Origin of the sequence: Franconibacter daqui (genome assembly GCF_014644275.1) — a bacterium.
Classification (GTDB): domain Bacteria; phylum Pseudomonadota; class Gammaproteobacteria; order Enterobacterales; family Enterobacteriaceae; genus Franconibacter; species Franconibacter pulveris.
This window is the reverse complement of sequence record NZ_BMKJ01000008.1, coordinates 58528-72339: the sequence shown is the minus strand read 5'-3', so window position 1 is coordinate 72339 and position 13812 is coordinate 58528. Positions and strand designations below refer to the sequence as shown.

The following is a 13812-nucleotide window of genomic DNA, read 5'->3' as shown; positions in this document are numbered from 1 at the left end:
TAATGGGCGCTTTCGTCTTTTACTCGTCTTCCAGCAGCCGTGCGCCGGTGCCCTGCTCGCCCAGCTTATCGTTCGGGTTGCGTAGCGGGCAGTCGCGGCGCGAAAGACAACCGCAGCCAATACAGCCATCCAGCTCATCTCGCAGCGCCGTCATTGTTTTAATTCGCCGATCCAGCTCCTCCCGCCACTGTGATGAAAGTTCTTTCCACGCTTTTGCGCTCAGCGTGTGTCCATCCGGCAAAACGCCAAGCGCCTCGCCAACGGTTGCGAGCGGTATGCCGATACGCTGCGCAATCTTGATAATGGCCACATAACGCAATACCTCCCTGGAATAGCGGCGCTGGTTGCCCGCATTGCGGGTGCTTTTTATCAAGCCTTTGCTTTCGTAGAAATGGAGCGCGGAGACCGCAACGCCGCTACGCTTTGCGACCTCCCCCGGCGTAAGCAGATGTTTTAGCCGGGGCATTTTCTTATCCATAGGGCTTTACCTCAAGTTAACTTGAGGAATTATACTCGGCCTCACAACGAACGGCTAATCGGTAATCAACGAAGAGGATGTCTTATGTCACACCAGGAAATCATCCACGCGCTGACGGAATGGATTGATGAACATATTGACCAGCCACTGAATATTGACGTGGTGGCGAAGAAGTCGGGCTATTCGAAGTGGTACCTGCAGAGGATGTTTCGTACGGTGATGCGCCAGACGCTGGGCGACTATATTCGCCAACGACGCCTGCTGCTGGCGGCGCAGGAATTACGCTCTACCCGGCGGCCTATCTTTGATATCGCGATGGATTACGGCTACGTTTCGCAGCAGACGTTTTCACGTATTTTCCGCCGGGAGTTTGACCGCACGCCTTCCGACTACCGTCACAGCGCCTGATGCATAATGGTGGGCGAGGAACAGACTGGCTGAGTGTCAGCGGGGCTCTGATTCAGCCAGGCGATAAACTCTGGCGAAGCCAGCGCTTTGGAGAAATACCACCCCTGGCAATACTGCACGCCCCGCTTTAACAGCCAACTGACCTGGTCGGCGGTCTCCACCCCTTCGGCGACGATTTTCAGCCGCAGGCTTTGCGCCATTTCAATAATATGCTCAACGATAAGATGGCTGGTGCTGTTAGTCGCTAACGTATCGATAAATGATTTATCGATCTTAAGGATATCCACGTTCAGCGAATAAAGATTGTGCAAATTGGAGTAACCGGTGCCGAAATCATCAATCGCCACCTCGAAACCAGACTGGCGAAACGCCTGAATGACTGGCGTGGTTTTCGGCACGTCAATAAACCCTCGCTCCGTCACTTCGATTTTAATTTGCTGTGCGCGCACGCCATATTGTTTATTTTTGTCTTCAATCAAAGCGATTAAGCGTGAGGAGTGGAAATCGGAAGCGGACAGGTTAATTGAGATATAAATTTCGGGGTGTGAAGCAAGGTAACCGCCTAAGTCACTGAACAATTCTTCTACTACGTAATCGGTTACTTTGGCGATTAATCCTTCTTGCTCGGCCAGCGGGATAAACTCTGCGGGGCTCATGACCTGCCCGTTGTAACCGGGCCAGCGCAGCAGCGCCTCGGCGCCAACGCAAAGCCCACGCTGAATATCAATGATGGGCTGGTAATGCAGACGTAATTGTCTCTTCTGGATCGCGCGCTGTAATAAGCGCCGTGGCGAATTAAACTGCTGCTGCGTTCTTGACCATATCAACAAAATAACAGCGCTACAGATGAAACCCAGCGGCAACATAAAAGAAATCTGTCGATGCCATTCCTGATAGAAACGCACATCGGAAGTGGATACAATAATCGCGATAGGGCGTTTAGCGGAATGTGCAATGGAATAAAAATGAGCGTCTTGCTGAAAAATATCTTCTTTATTATTCAATAGCGGCAGGAGCTTATCGCGCTCGGCATGTTCACCTAATGAAAAAAATTGCCGTGTGGCGGTATCATAAACGCCGTAAGTTAAATCCGCATCACTGGTCATTACCTCGCCGTAGGCCAGAGGATTAATAACCGCAACATAATTTCCTTTGCGCATATACACCATTTTATGACCCGCATAAAATGGTGTATCGCGATAATAATAAATAGCGACATCTTCATCGCGCGTATAATCGGCCCGCGACATCGTATAAGGCTCATCAATCATCGTCGAACAGAGAAAGTTATCCCCTTCGGCGTAAATAAGATCGTTTACATATAATTGGCCGCGAACGATGTCCAACATATTATTGCGATGCGCGGGGGTACAAACCTGTCCCTGATATTGTTCAGCCTCGTCGCGCGCGAGATCGGCATCCTGCACGACGATTTCAGTTTTATCGAGCACAAGTTGCGCAAATGAACGCAGATGATCGCGAGTCTCATTTACCGCTCGCAAATGGGCAAACCATAGCGTCAGTATCACGGGGAGCAAGATCACCATGATGATGCCGAAAATTCGCAACGCCTGACGTTGTGCCCTGTGATTCATTATGGCCTCATATCCCTGCTCTCTGTGTCACATTTAGGCGGAAAGGACACTTTCGCAAACAGGTGATTACGTTGCATGAATCAACGAACATTGGCAATAGGCATTTCAATTTATAAAGCTAATATTTAAGCCTAGATAACTAAATTTGCCGTAAGGAAAATGGTGGCGGTCATTTAATTTTTCTTAAGTGAAATATTTCATGCATTTCGCAGGAGAAATTTCCGCCACTTTGCCCAGGAATATCTTTTTAACGCAAATTTCTTTTATTTGCTGGAAAAATAAGCGCGCTGACCGCGGTAAATGCCTGGTTAACGCCCAGACCTGCATTCGCCTCTTTTTCTGCGCTTTTGAGCAGGAACACAAACTGAACTGGAACAGAGCGGGCGCAGTACCTTTCCTGAACACTGAGGTGGCGCGACACGTTCAAAACCAGCCTTGCGCGGGTAGTGCTCAACGCGCTTTCCCAATTTAAGACTTAGCGCGAGGATGAAGCCTGCGGCAGGCGGATTGCACTCGCCATAAGAAGAAAGGCTTTCACGCCCCACCCGCGTAAAAGCCTTTCTGGATTACTGCGCCGCCTTTTCTGTATAAGCGATAGCATATGAAAAAGCGTTCCGGCGACGGTGTGCACAGCCCACCGGTAAGAAAAATAAACTTAGTGAATTTTTTGTCAGTGCGCATACAGACGCGCACCAACGTCTTAGGTGCTGTGTGTGTCTTTACTTGGTATCAGCCTGCCTAAAATTAACGATATACAAAATAGTTACGTTAAAAAGGCAGTCAAAAATAGTATTTTTAAGCATAAAGACCACTTAAAAATATATAATATATTTTTGCTCTAACAAAACCACTGAATTACTACGGCGTGGCATAAAGCCAGAAAAATTAAATTCGGATTGAGCATAATCCAGAAGAGGTAGTCTGTAAATATTCCTTCGTTCCGTTAAATTGTTTGAAACGGCGATAGCGCCAGATATTTCACCAGTTTTCTCATGCTTTTGCGCTGTAGCATGGATTTATTTAGCCGGACGATCCCCTATTTATTCAAAATTTTTGTTGATACATCAAAAAAAGAATTTGAACTGGTCAACAAAAAAGCAAATGTGATATAGTTCACACTCTTGATGTAAATCTGCAATTTCTTCCCTTTTCTGGCCTACGACCGACGCAGCCCGCGTTAACGCGCTGCGTGGACGTAGCAAACGTGTCTTTGAGGAACGGTTGATGGCTACCCTGGCTACCAGTGTTGTGCTGATGCGCTGGCAAATTTTAAGTGCGGTGCTTATGTTTATGGCGAGCACCCTTAATGTGCAGTTTCGTAAATCGGATTATCAGGCGCTTGCCTTTATCAGCAGCGGCCTGGGTATCGCAGCTTCCTGCTGGTTCGCTACCGGCCTGCTGGGGATGTCGCTGGACTTTGCCGCCACGTGGACGCATATCAAAGACGTCATGCTGGAAATTATGAGCCATACGCCGCCAGAATGGCCGATGGTCATTACCTGATAAAAACTGAAAGCCTCCCCTGCGGAGGCTTTTCTTTTACATGCAGCCGGCGCAACTGGTGCAACGCCAGTCGGCCCGGTTAACGGCCCGCCAGAAAAAGCGATAATTGTCCTCTTCAGGCGGAATGTGGTTTTCAAAAAAGCAGTCCGTCAGCCATTCGACGTTTTCGACAATCCACTCATCCTCTTCCAGGCCATCTGCAAAGGTTTCATCTTCCGGATCGATAATAGAATAGATGCCCCAGGTTCCCATCGCTTTGTCCTGCCAGCTTTGCGGCAGGGTTACGGGCTTTCCGGCGAAGGTAATTATCCAGTGACCGTGGCAAAGTAAATTACCGTTGCGGCTCCAGGCAGCGATGAAAGGATTTTCCTCATCAGTCATAACGCTTTTCCTTTGATGGTGATGCCTGCTGGCGGCAGCTGGCGTAGGTCAGGAAAAACCGTCTGGCAGGCTGGAGCAAAAAGCATGACACCCTGCGTCTTGTGTGGAAATGCTGATTAAGGGGTAGCGTGTCTACCTCTGGCGTCATCTCAATAAATCGCGCCTGTAAAAAAACCCTGCCGGGGCAGGGTTTTTATTATGACAGCGCATGCGTTTATCACATTGCGTTGAACGTCTTTATCAGAACGGGATGTCGTCGTCGAAGTCCATCGGCGGCTCGTTAGACGGCGCCGAAGATTGCTGAGGGCGAGACTGCGCGCCGCCGCTGAACTGCGCATTGCCGCCCTGCGGCTGCTGCGGCTGACCCCAGCCGCCTTGCTGCTGCTGGCCGCCACCCATGCCGCCGCCTGCTGGCGCGCCGCCGCCCTGACGGCCGCCCAGCATCTGCATGGTGCCGCCCACGTTTACCACCACTTCAGTGGAGTAGCGATCCTGACCGCTCTGATCCTGCCATTTGCGGGTACGCAGTTGGCCTTCGATATAAATCTGAGAGCCTTTACGCAGGTATTCGCCCGCGACTTCCGCCAGTTTGCCGTACAGCACTACGCTGTGCCATTCGGTTACTTCTTTCATCTCGCCGGTTTGCTTATCGCGCCAGGATTCTGACGTCGCCAGGCGCAGGTTCGCCACGGCCCCGCCGTTCGGCATATAGCGTACTTCCGGGTCTTGCCCCAGATTACCGACGAGAATCACCTTGTTTACGCCTCTGCTGGCCATGATCGTGTCTCCTGAAAATCGTTTCTAAATAGTGTAAACAGTCAATTCTATCACGCCAGCCCCTGAGAGTGATACCCGCGAGCCAGCTTCCAGAAATGTTCACGCAGTATACACTGTTGCAAACAAATACTGGATATCCATTCAGGTTAAATTGTGTCATAATTAACCGTTTCTGGCCACCGGTTGTCCTTTAAACACCCAGGCATTAGCGTTCAATCCAGGATAGGTGAATGGATAAGATCGAAGTACGGGGCGCCCGCACGCACAATCTCAAAAATATCAATCTTGTTATCCCACGCGACAAGCTCATCGTCGTCACCGGCCTCTCCGGTTCCGGTAAGTCCTCACTGGCTTTCGACACCCTGTATGCCGAAGGGCAGCGTCGCTATGTGGAGTCGCTCTCCGCTTATGCGCGGCAGTTCCTGTCGCTAATGGAAAAGCCGGACGTCGACCATATCGAAGGTCTGTCGCCCGCGATTTCCATTGAGCAAAAATCGACGTCGCATAACCCGCGTTCCACCGTCGGCACGATTACAGAGATTCACGACTACCTGCGCCTGCTTTATGCCCGCGTGGGCGAGCCGCGCTGTCCGGATCACGGCGTCCCGCTGGCGGCGCAGACGGTAAGCCAGATGGTTGATAATGTGCTGGCGCTGCCGGAAGGCAAGCGTCTGATGCTGCTTGCGCCGGTAATCAAAGAACGTAAGGGCGAACACACCAAAACACTGGAGAACCTGGCAAGCCAGGGGTATATCCGCGCGCGTATTGATGGCGAAGTCTGCGATCTCTCCGATCCGCCGAAGCTTGAGCTACAGAAAAAACACACCATTGAAGTGGTGGTGGATCGCTTTAAGGTGCGTGAAGATCTCTCCCAGCGTCTGGCGGAATCTTTTGAAACCGCGCTGGAGCTTTCCGGCGGTACGGCAGTAGTGGCGGATATGGATGACGCAAGCGTTGAAGAGCTGCTCTTCTCCGCTAACTTCGCTTGCCCGATTTGCGGCTACAGCATGCGCGAGCTTGAGCCTCGTCTTTTTTCGTTTAACAACCCGGCTGGCGCTTGCCCGACCTGCGACGGCCTCGGCGTGCAGCAATATTTCGACCCGGACCGTGTCGTACAGAATGGCGAACTTTCCCTGGCTGGCGGCGCCATCCGTGGCTGGGATCGCCGTAATTTCTACTACTTCCAGATGCTGCGTTCGCTTGCCGATCACTATAAGTTCGACGTGGAAGCGCCGTGGAATACGCTGAGCGCGACAGTGCAAAAAGCGGTGCTGTTCGGCTCTGGCAAAGAAACCATTGAGTTTAAGTACATCAACGACCGCGGCGATACGTCCGTACGTCGTCACCCGTTTGAAGGCGTGCTGCACAATATGGAGCGCCGCTATAAAGAAACGGAATCCAACGCCGTGCGCGAAGACCTCGCGAAGTTCATCAGCAACCGCCCCTGCGCGACTTGTGAAGGCACTCGTCTGCGTCGTGAAGCGCGCCACGTGTTTGTCGAAAACACCGCGCTGCCGACAATTTCAGATATGAGCATCGGCCATGCGATGGATTTCTTCACCAATCTGAAACTCTCCGGTCAGCGTGCGAAAATCGCCGAAAAAGTCCTGAAAGAGATTGGCGACCGCCTGAAGTTTCTGGTCAACGTCGGCCTGAACTACCTGACGCTGTCTCGTTCCGCAGAAACCCTCTCTGGCGGCGAAGCGCAGCGTATTCGTCTGGCAAGCCAGATTGGCGCAGGCCTGGTGGGGGTTATGTACGTACTGGATGAACCTTCTATCGGTTTGCACCAGCGTGATAACGAACGTTTGCTCGGCACGCTTATTCACCTGCGTAACCTCGGCAATACGGTAATTGTGGTAGAGCATGATGAAGACGCCATTCGCGCCGCCGACCATGTTATCGACATCGGCCCCGGCGCAGGCGTGCACGGCGGCCAGGTGGTGGCGGAAGGCCCGCTTGAAGCCATTATGGCGGTGCCGGAGTCGCTGACCGGCCAGTACATGAGCGGCAAGCGTAAAATCGAGGTGCCGAAGGAGCGTGTGAAGGCGGACCCGGAAAAAGTCCTGAAGCTGACTGGCGCCCGCGGCAACAACCTGAAAGACGTTACGCTGACGCTGCCGGTGGGGCTCTTTACTTGCGTGACGGGCGTTTCCGGCTCAGGTAAGTCGACGCTGATTAACGACACGCTTTTCCCGATTGCCCAGCGCCAACTCAACGGTGCCACCATCGCCGAACCTGCGCCATATCGCGACGTGCAGGGCATGGAGCACTTCGATAAGGTCATTGATATCGACCAGAGTCCGATTGGCCGTACGCCGCGTTCAAACCCGGCGACCTACACTGGCGTCTTTACGCCGGTACGTGAGCTGTTTGCTGGTGTGCCGGAATCGCGCTCACGCGGCTATACGCCGGGTCGTTTCAGCTTTAACGTACGCGGCGGGCGCTGCGAAGCCTGCCAGGGCGATGGCGTCATCAAAGTAGAAATGCACTTCCTGCCGGATATTTACGTGCCGTGCGACCAGTGCAAAGGCAAGCGTTACAATCGCGAAACGCTGGAGATTAAATACAAAGGCAAGACCATTCACGAAGTGCTGGATATGACCATCGAAGAAGCGCGTGAGTTCTTCGACGCGGTGCCAGCGCTGGCGCGTAAGCTGCAAACGCTGATGGATGTGGGCCTGACCTATATTCGTCTCGGCCAGTCCGCCACCACGCTTTCCGGCGGCGAGGCGCAGCGCGTGAAGCTGGCGCGAGAGCTTTCGAAACGCGGCACAGGCCAGACGCTCTATATTCTTGATGAGCCGACCACCGGGCTGCACTTCGCGGATATTCAACAACTGCTGGCGGTATTGCATCAGTTGCGGGATCAGGGCAACACGATTGTGGTTATCGAGCATAATCTGGACGTGATTAAAACGGCTGACTGGATCGTCGACCTCGGGCCGGAAGGCGGCAGCGGAGGTGGAGAGATTCTGGTGTCCGGCACGCCGGAAACCGTGGCGGAGTGTCAGGAGTCGCACACTGCGCGCTTCCTTAAACCGCTTCTGAACCAATAGCTTTACATCCGGGTCAACAGGCCCGGATTTTTTTTATCCTGAATATATCTCCCTTCCCTTGCTCATTTTCAGAAGTCGCGTTTTGTTAATAGCCTTGTCGCATAAAAAAATGCCCCGCAACGCGAGGCATTTAAGTCTATCCAGAAACGCTATTAACGACGGTAGTAAGCCGCTGTAGCAGTATTGTTATTACTGGACTGCGGATAAACCGGGACGTGATAGTTATCCGGTTGCGGACGTGGCTGAGGCTGCGGCTGCGGTTGTGGCTGCGGTTGTGGCTGCGGATAAACCGGGACATGATGATCATCCGGCTGCGGCTGCGGATACGGCTGCGGTACATAATCAGGCGTAATTGAACCCTGGTTATCTACAACAGTGCGAGGCGTAACCGCCACTGACTTACCGCTGATAGAAGCATCTTTGGCGTTAGTCAGCTTTTTAAGCGAGAAATAGATATCGCCATTGCTGGCAATAGTGCCTTTATTAGTCACCTTGTCACCCGTCCAGCTGACGCCATTAGCGCCGTTAATTTCGCCTTTGTTCACAAAGTCATGCTGCTGGGTCTGGAATTGCACCTGGTTAGCCGCCACGATCTTACCGCTGTTGTAATTATCGGTAGAGACAGGGCCATGACCACCTTGCATATTCAGGCTGAAGTTATTGCCTGCCTGAATAAGACCTTCGTTTGCGAAGCGGTTATAGACGCTGAAAGTAGCGTTACGGCCAGCCTTAATCACGCTTTCTGGATCGGCGACAAAGTTACTGGCAGCAATTGCCACATCTTTCGCCGCCTCCATTGTGCCATTGCTGTTGTCTACAGTAGTACCATACACAATGTTCAGCGTGTTTTTGGTGCTTATCTCACCGTTTTTATTATTCAGCGTATCGTTACCATTCAGATAGAGTTGAGTCGACTTACCTGTAGAGACAATACGTCCGTTTTCGTTATTGATAGTGCTATAAGCAATAGTGGAAACCGGGCTGCCAAAGCGGTTATGAGTATCTCTGATATTACCTTCGCCAGCGTAAATTCCGCCTTCATCACGGTAATCATGTTGCCAGTTTTCGCTTGCGACAAAGTCTGCGCTATGCGTGTTAATCAGTGTCATACCGCTTAAATTGATCGCATTATGCGAGTCAAGCAACCCGGCATTATTGTTCAGCGTGGTAGCCGTGATATTCAGGCTGCCGTCAGAAGCGATAACGCCTTGCTCATTGTTAAGGCTGATTGTTTTCGGATCAAGCCGGTTATGGTAGTTATAAGTTAACCAGGCATCGCCACCGCTGTGGATTTCGCCGCCTTTGTTATTCAGCGTCGATCCGTTCATGGAGGTCATATATTTAGACTCTATATGTCCATTTTCGTTATCAAACTTTCCACTTCTGATATTTACGCTGCCGCCACTTATTTTACCGCCACGGTTCTGAATATCACCGGTGCCAGAAGCCTGAATATCCAGGAGGTCGCCAGATCGAATTTCAGCATTATTATTAACCACAGAATTTGCGTTAATAGTTAATTTTCTGTCTGCTGCGATCAAGCCACCATCATTGACTAACTGACCGTTCAGAGTAATGTTCAGGTCGTCATCGGCAACCATATTGGCATGATCGAGACGAACGCCAACGCCGTCTTCCGTGCCAATCATGTTGATTTTACCGGCGTACATTGAGCCCAGCGCGGACACATCCAGCGCCAGCTCCGGCTTATTGCTATCTGCGTCGAGCTTCGTTACCTCGCCTTTAGCATTTACCTTATTGCTGCCGGTCACGATAGTGAGGTTTTTGGCCTGCAGTTCAGCGTTCAGTTTCACGGAGCGGGCTACAATGTCAGTATATTTTGCCTTACCGTCATTACCCACGTCCATGCCCGCGCCATCAATAACGATTTGACCTTTGGTAACTTTTACGCCGGTCAGCTTGCCATTATCATCAAACGTAGGCGTACCCGTAGTCAGCGTGGCATGGTTAGTATTAATAAAACCGCAGCCGTCGCAGGTGATGCCAGATGGGTTAGCAATAATGACTTGCGCAGATTTACCAGCAACTTCAACCATGCCGTTTAATTGGCTTGGATCGGCAGAACGCACTTCGTTAAGAATAATGGTAGCGCTGTTGCCAGCCAGATTGCTGTTAGCGTTGATAGCGCCAGCCAATTGGGTAGAGGTATTGGCGGTGCTGTTGTTCAGTACTACACCGTTTTTGTCTACGTTAAATTCAGAATAAATATTGTGCGAAACGCCTTGTTCGCTGGCTTTGTTGATATCGACAATCGTTGCGCCATTTGCACCAGTATGAATGCCCGGCTGATTCGCCACGCTGGTATCAGCAGTGATTGCCGCGTTAGCCGTTTCGACCATTCCCAATGCTAACAGCGTAGCGAAGCAAACCGGCCCCAGTTTCGCATGTAGCGTATGCTTAGATGCGCTTTTTACATCTTTCCTGTTTTTCATTTCCTTTTCCTTTTTCTGGTCAATCACACGGCAATATGACGCAATAATTCATGCTATTTATTAATTCCAAATAAAACATAATAAAAACCCACACATCATAATTGCCGAATTAATTATATCTTTTAAAGAGAAAAGTAAAAACAAACCACTTTTAAAAACCGGGTTATTAATACATTATAAAAATATATAAACCGAATATAATAATCTTTATCTATCATAATAAGGTTATATAAAGACAATCTCTTGTAAAACAAACGCAACCCAGGGAAAAAAGTATATTAAAGGACGACTTGTCTTTATTAATAATAAAAAAGGATTTATCTGCCAAATTATCCCAATACTGCATACATTAAAGTATGTATGTAAGCTTCCAAATTATGTTCAACGCAGCGTTACTTTCAGACGGTGCATTATTTTTATCTGATTCAGGTCTAATAATGGCATATCTGTTTTTGCGGCACAGTGGAAATCGTTCGAAAGCAATGCGCGGGGCAGTCCCCCGCGCAGATGACGTTATACCGAAAGCTGCTGTCTGGTTTGCTCTGGCAGCAGCCCCAGCGCCTGCTGATAAGAAGCATCTACCAGATAATAAATTTGCGAATCAGGTAAATTACCGTCCAGGTAAACCGTGCTCCAGTGCGCTTTATTAAGATGCGCGCTGGGAAAGACATCTTCATGCTTCTGGCGCAGCAGTTCGGCCAGTTCCGGGCTGGTTTTCAGCGAGACGGCCGGACGTTCTTGAACCTCATGCACCATAGCGTAGAGCACATCAGCGACTTTTATTTGCGTGGCCTTCCAGTCGCTATGCACGCTTTGTTCAGCACCGGGTTTACTCATACAATATTGCAACAGCTCCGAGTTGGTCATCATTATTCCCCTTGTAGTGTGGCGACAATCCGGCGCGAACCGCCGTCAATGCGATGTTCTCCCAGCCAAATCCCTTGCCAGGTACCCAACTGCACCCGTCCGCGATGAACTGGCAACAGCAAAGAAACGCCGAGCGTCGACGATTTGATATGCGAAGGCATATCATCCGGGCCTTCATAATCATGCTCGTACGGGGCGTTATCCGGCACAGCCTGCAAAAAGTAACGTTCCATATCCCGGCGGACAGAAGGATCGCAGTTTTCATTCAGCGTCAGGGAGGCGGAAGTGTGCTGAAGCAGCAGATGCAGTAACCCAACGTTGATCCGTGAAAGCCCTTCTATCTGACGGAGGATCTCCTCCGTTACCAGATGAAACCCTCTCGGCTTCGCGTTCAGCGTCACAGTCTGTTGGCACCACATAAGCTACTCCCTAAACAGAAATCAATCCTGTTAAGTGTGTAGCCTGATGGGCGAAAGGTAAAATCAGGAAGTTGTTTTAGGGAAAAAAAGCGGCCATTCCATTACCGGAACGGGCCGAAGCCCGTTTTCATGCCTTTGCAGATAGCGGCTAATACTGCCACTGTACGGCAAAACCAACCGTCACGGGGCTGGTGTGCATCTCTGCGGGTTTGAGTAAGGGCGCGCCAACAAAAAGGTCGTAGCCGAATTTGCCTTTTACGCCCCGGATGCCTGCCGCCGCCCCGGCAATATGTTTGCCGCTCCAGTAATCATTTTTGGAACCGCGAACTTCGCCATAATCCACCCCAATGTAGGGTTGCATGCCCCATTGCGGCAGGTTCAGGTTAAGATCGTTACGCAGATACCAGCCTTTATCGGCATAGATCGTCGTTTCACCATCAAATCCACGTACTGTCCAACGGTTGCCGATAGTGAATTTATCAGGCTGCGTTAATTTGTCCGGAGAGGTTTGCGACATAAAATGCGGCTCATAACTCATCGACAGTTTGCCCAGGCGGAATGGGAAGGAGCCGTCCACGCCCAGAGTAATAATACGCGCCTGCGAATCCGCGCTGCCTACCACTTCTTCGGCATCCGGTTTTTCGCCGAACCAGTGCGCCGCTCGCTGATAGCCGAGGCTGGCTTTAAGTTGTCCAAAAGCAAAATAAGCAAGATGCTCAAGGTTGAGTTTCCAGCTACTGGTATCGCGGCGCTGCACTTCGACTTCCACATCATTGAGGTTATAGGTGGAGTCACGTTTAATTGCTTTTAATTTGAAGGTCGTTTTTTGACTGGCGCTGCGATAAATAACCCGACTTAACTGGGCGGTAGCTAATTTTTCAATGCCGCTGTAAAGATAACTAAAATCACCGCTATGAATAGTTTGAGTATAACGGTATTTACTGCCGTAAAACTCCATCAGCCAGTATCCCCATGGGACAGAATAGAAAGCAGAAACGTTATCGCTGCGGCGTCCGTCTTCGTTTTTTACCCCGCCGCCATAGGCCGCATAAAAGGTGTCATTCAGGGAGGTTGGGTTGTCCAGGTAGAACGCCAGGCCGCTCTGATAACGCCCGGTATATTTACTCCCTGAATCATCAGCCCAGGCGCCAAGCCGCCAGGATTTAAGTTGTTTGCGGCTGACTTCTACCTGGGTTTCACCAGGCTTAGCCCCCGGAACAAGATTTATTTCAGCCGTAGAACCCGGGACGCGTTGTAAATTTTCAATGCCTTGTTCCAGACCGCGAAGATCGAGCAGGTCTCCCTTTCGTTCCGGAAAATTATTGATTGAATGGATGTATTTCCCCGAATCGCCTTTAAAAATAATGTCGCTGATTTTTCCGGGCAGCACACGCAGCGTAAGTGTCCCTTTACTTAAATCCTGGTCCGGCACCAGCACGCGCGTTGTAATATAACCATGAGAAATGAAACGGTTTTGTATTGCTTTATAGAGCGACTTAATGCCATTCACGCCGATGCACTTGCCTTCAGCCTGACGGGTTAGATCACGAAAGACCATCCAGTGAGGAAACGCTTCTCTATTTTCTAAAACGATATGCGCAATATTGTAGCAGGGCTTTTCCTGCGGTATGGCCATTTCATCACTGATACGTTCAGCATCAGATGAGAGGAGCGATTTAGCTTCGGGAATCAGTTGATTTCGTCTGGCTTCATCTTGCTGCTGCTGGCTTAGCGCCTGTTGATTCGCCATGACTTCAGCATAAGCAGGAGAGTGAATACCGAACAGCGCAGAAAGAATAGCTCCGTAAGCGCTAAATTTATTAACTACCATGTAAAATCCTTTTCACTCTACTTTCATCTATGCCGACAGAA

At 50.5% G+C, this 13812-nt stretch carries 11 protein-coding genes; 3 read left to right on the top strand and 8 right to left on the bottom strand.

The window, feature by feature from the left end; genetic code table 11:
- Positions 1-19: 19 nt before the first annotated feature.
- The gene (gene soxR, locus IEX01_RS19975; RefSeq protein ID WP_024557291.1) at positions 20-478 is read right to left on the bottom strand and encodes a redox-sensitive transcriptional activator SoxR; all 459 of its coding nucleotides are present in this window, start codon (positions 476-478) and stop codon (positions 20-22) included.
- A gap of 84 nt (positions 479-562) precedes the next feature.
- Here soxR and soxS point away from each other — a divergent pair, with 84 nt between their 5' ends.
- Positions 563-886, top strand: coding sequence for a superoxide response transcriptional regulator SoxS (gene soxS / locus IEX01_RS19970; RefSeq protein WP_024557292.1), 324 nt, complete (start codon positions 563-565; stop codon positions 884-886).
- On the opposite strand, the gene pdeC is transcribed toward soxS, so the two are convergent.
- Entirely contained in the window at positions 874-2481 is a 1608-nt protein-coding gene (gene pdeC / locus IEX01_RS19965; RefSeq protein WP_188724428.1) for a cyclic di-3',5'-guanosine monophosphate phosphodiesterase PdeC, read from the bottom strand. The genes soxS and pdeC overlap by 13 nt on opposite strands.
- A 1224-nt stretch (positions 2482-3705) precedes the next feature.
- Between pdeC and IEX01_RS19960 the strand changes: the two genes are divergently transcribed.
- Positions 3706-3984 (top strand): YjcB family protein, encoded by a 279-nt coding sequence (locus tag IEX01_RS19960; protein ID WP_024557294.1) that lies wholly within the window; start codon positions 3706-3708, stop codon positions 3982-3984.
- A 36-nt stretch (positions 3985-4020) separates the two neighbouring features.
- On the opposite strand, the gene IEX01_RS19955 is transcribed toward IEX01_RS19960, so the two are convergent.
- Positions 4021-4365: a PM0253 family protein gene (locus IEX01_RS19955; protein ID WP_024557295.1), complete on the bottom strand. Its 345-nt coding sequence runs from the start codon at positions 4363-4365 to the stop codon at positions 4021-4023.
- A 240-nt stretch (positions 4366-4605) separates the two neighbouring features.
- Positions 4606-5142, bottom strand: coding sequence for a single-stranded DNA-binding protein SSB1 (gene ssb1, locus IEX01_RS19950; RefSeq protein WP_024557296.1), 537 nt, complete (start codon positions 5140-5142; stop codon positions 4606-4608).
- A 230-nt stretch (positions 5143-5372) separates the two neighbouring features.
- On the opposite strand from ssb1, the gene uvrA reads away from it, so the two are divergent.
- Positions 5373-8201 carry an excinuclease ABC subunit UvrA gene (gene uvrA, locus IEX01_RS19945; protein WP_188724427.1) on the top strand — a complete coding sequence of 943 codons (2829 nt, stop codon included), beginning with the start codon at positions 5373-5375 and terminating at the stop codon, positions 8199-8201.
- A 152-nt stretch (positions 8202-8353) separates the two neighbouring features.
- Here uvrA and IEX01_RS19940 read toward each other — a convergent pair whose 3' ends face one another.
- The 4 genes from IEX01_RS19940 to IEX01_RS19925 all read right to left on the bottom strand — a co-directional run bounded on the left by IEX01_RS19940 (position 8354) and on the right by IEX01_RS19925 (position 13771).
- Positions 8354-10654 (bottom strand): filamentous hemagglutinin N-terminal domain-containing protein, encoded by a 2301-nt coding sequence (locus tag IEX01_RS19940; RefSeq protein WP_188724426.1) that lies wholly within the window; start codon positions 10652-10654, stop codon positions 8354-8356.
- Between the two features lie 513 nt (positions 10655-11167).
- On the bottom strand, positions 11168-11521 hold the full coding sequence (locus IEX01_RS19935) for an MmcQ/YjbR family DNA-binding protein (RefSeq protein WP_024557299.1): 354 nt from the start codon (positions 11519-11521) through the stop codon (positions 11168-11170).
- Between the two features lie 2 nt (positions 11522-11523).
- Entirely contained in the window at positions 11524-11940 is a 417-nt protein-coding gene (locus IEX01_RS19930) for a secondary thiamine-phosphate synthase enzyme YjbQ (protein WP_024557300.1), read from the bottom strand.
- A gap of 148 nt (positions 11941-12088) precedes the next feature.
- Entirely contained in the window at positions 12089-13771 is a 1683-nt protein-coding gene (locus tag IEX01_RS19925) for a ShlB/FhaC/HecB family hemolysin secretion/activation protein (RefSeq protein ID WP_024557301.1), read from the bottom strand.
- Positions 13772-13812 lie beyond the last annotated feature (41 nt).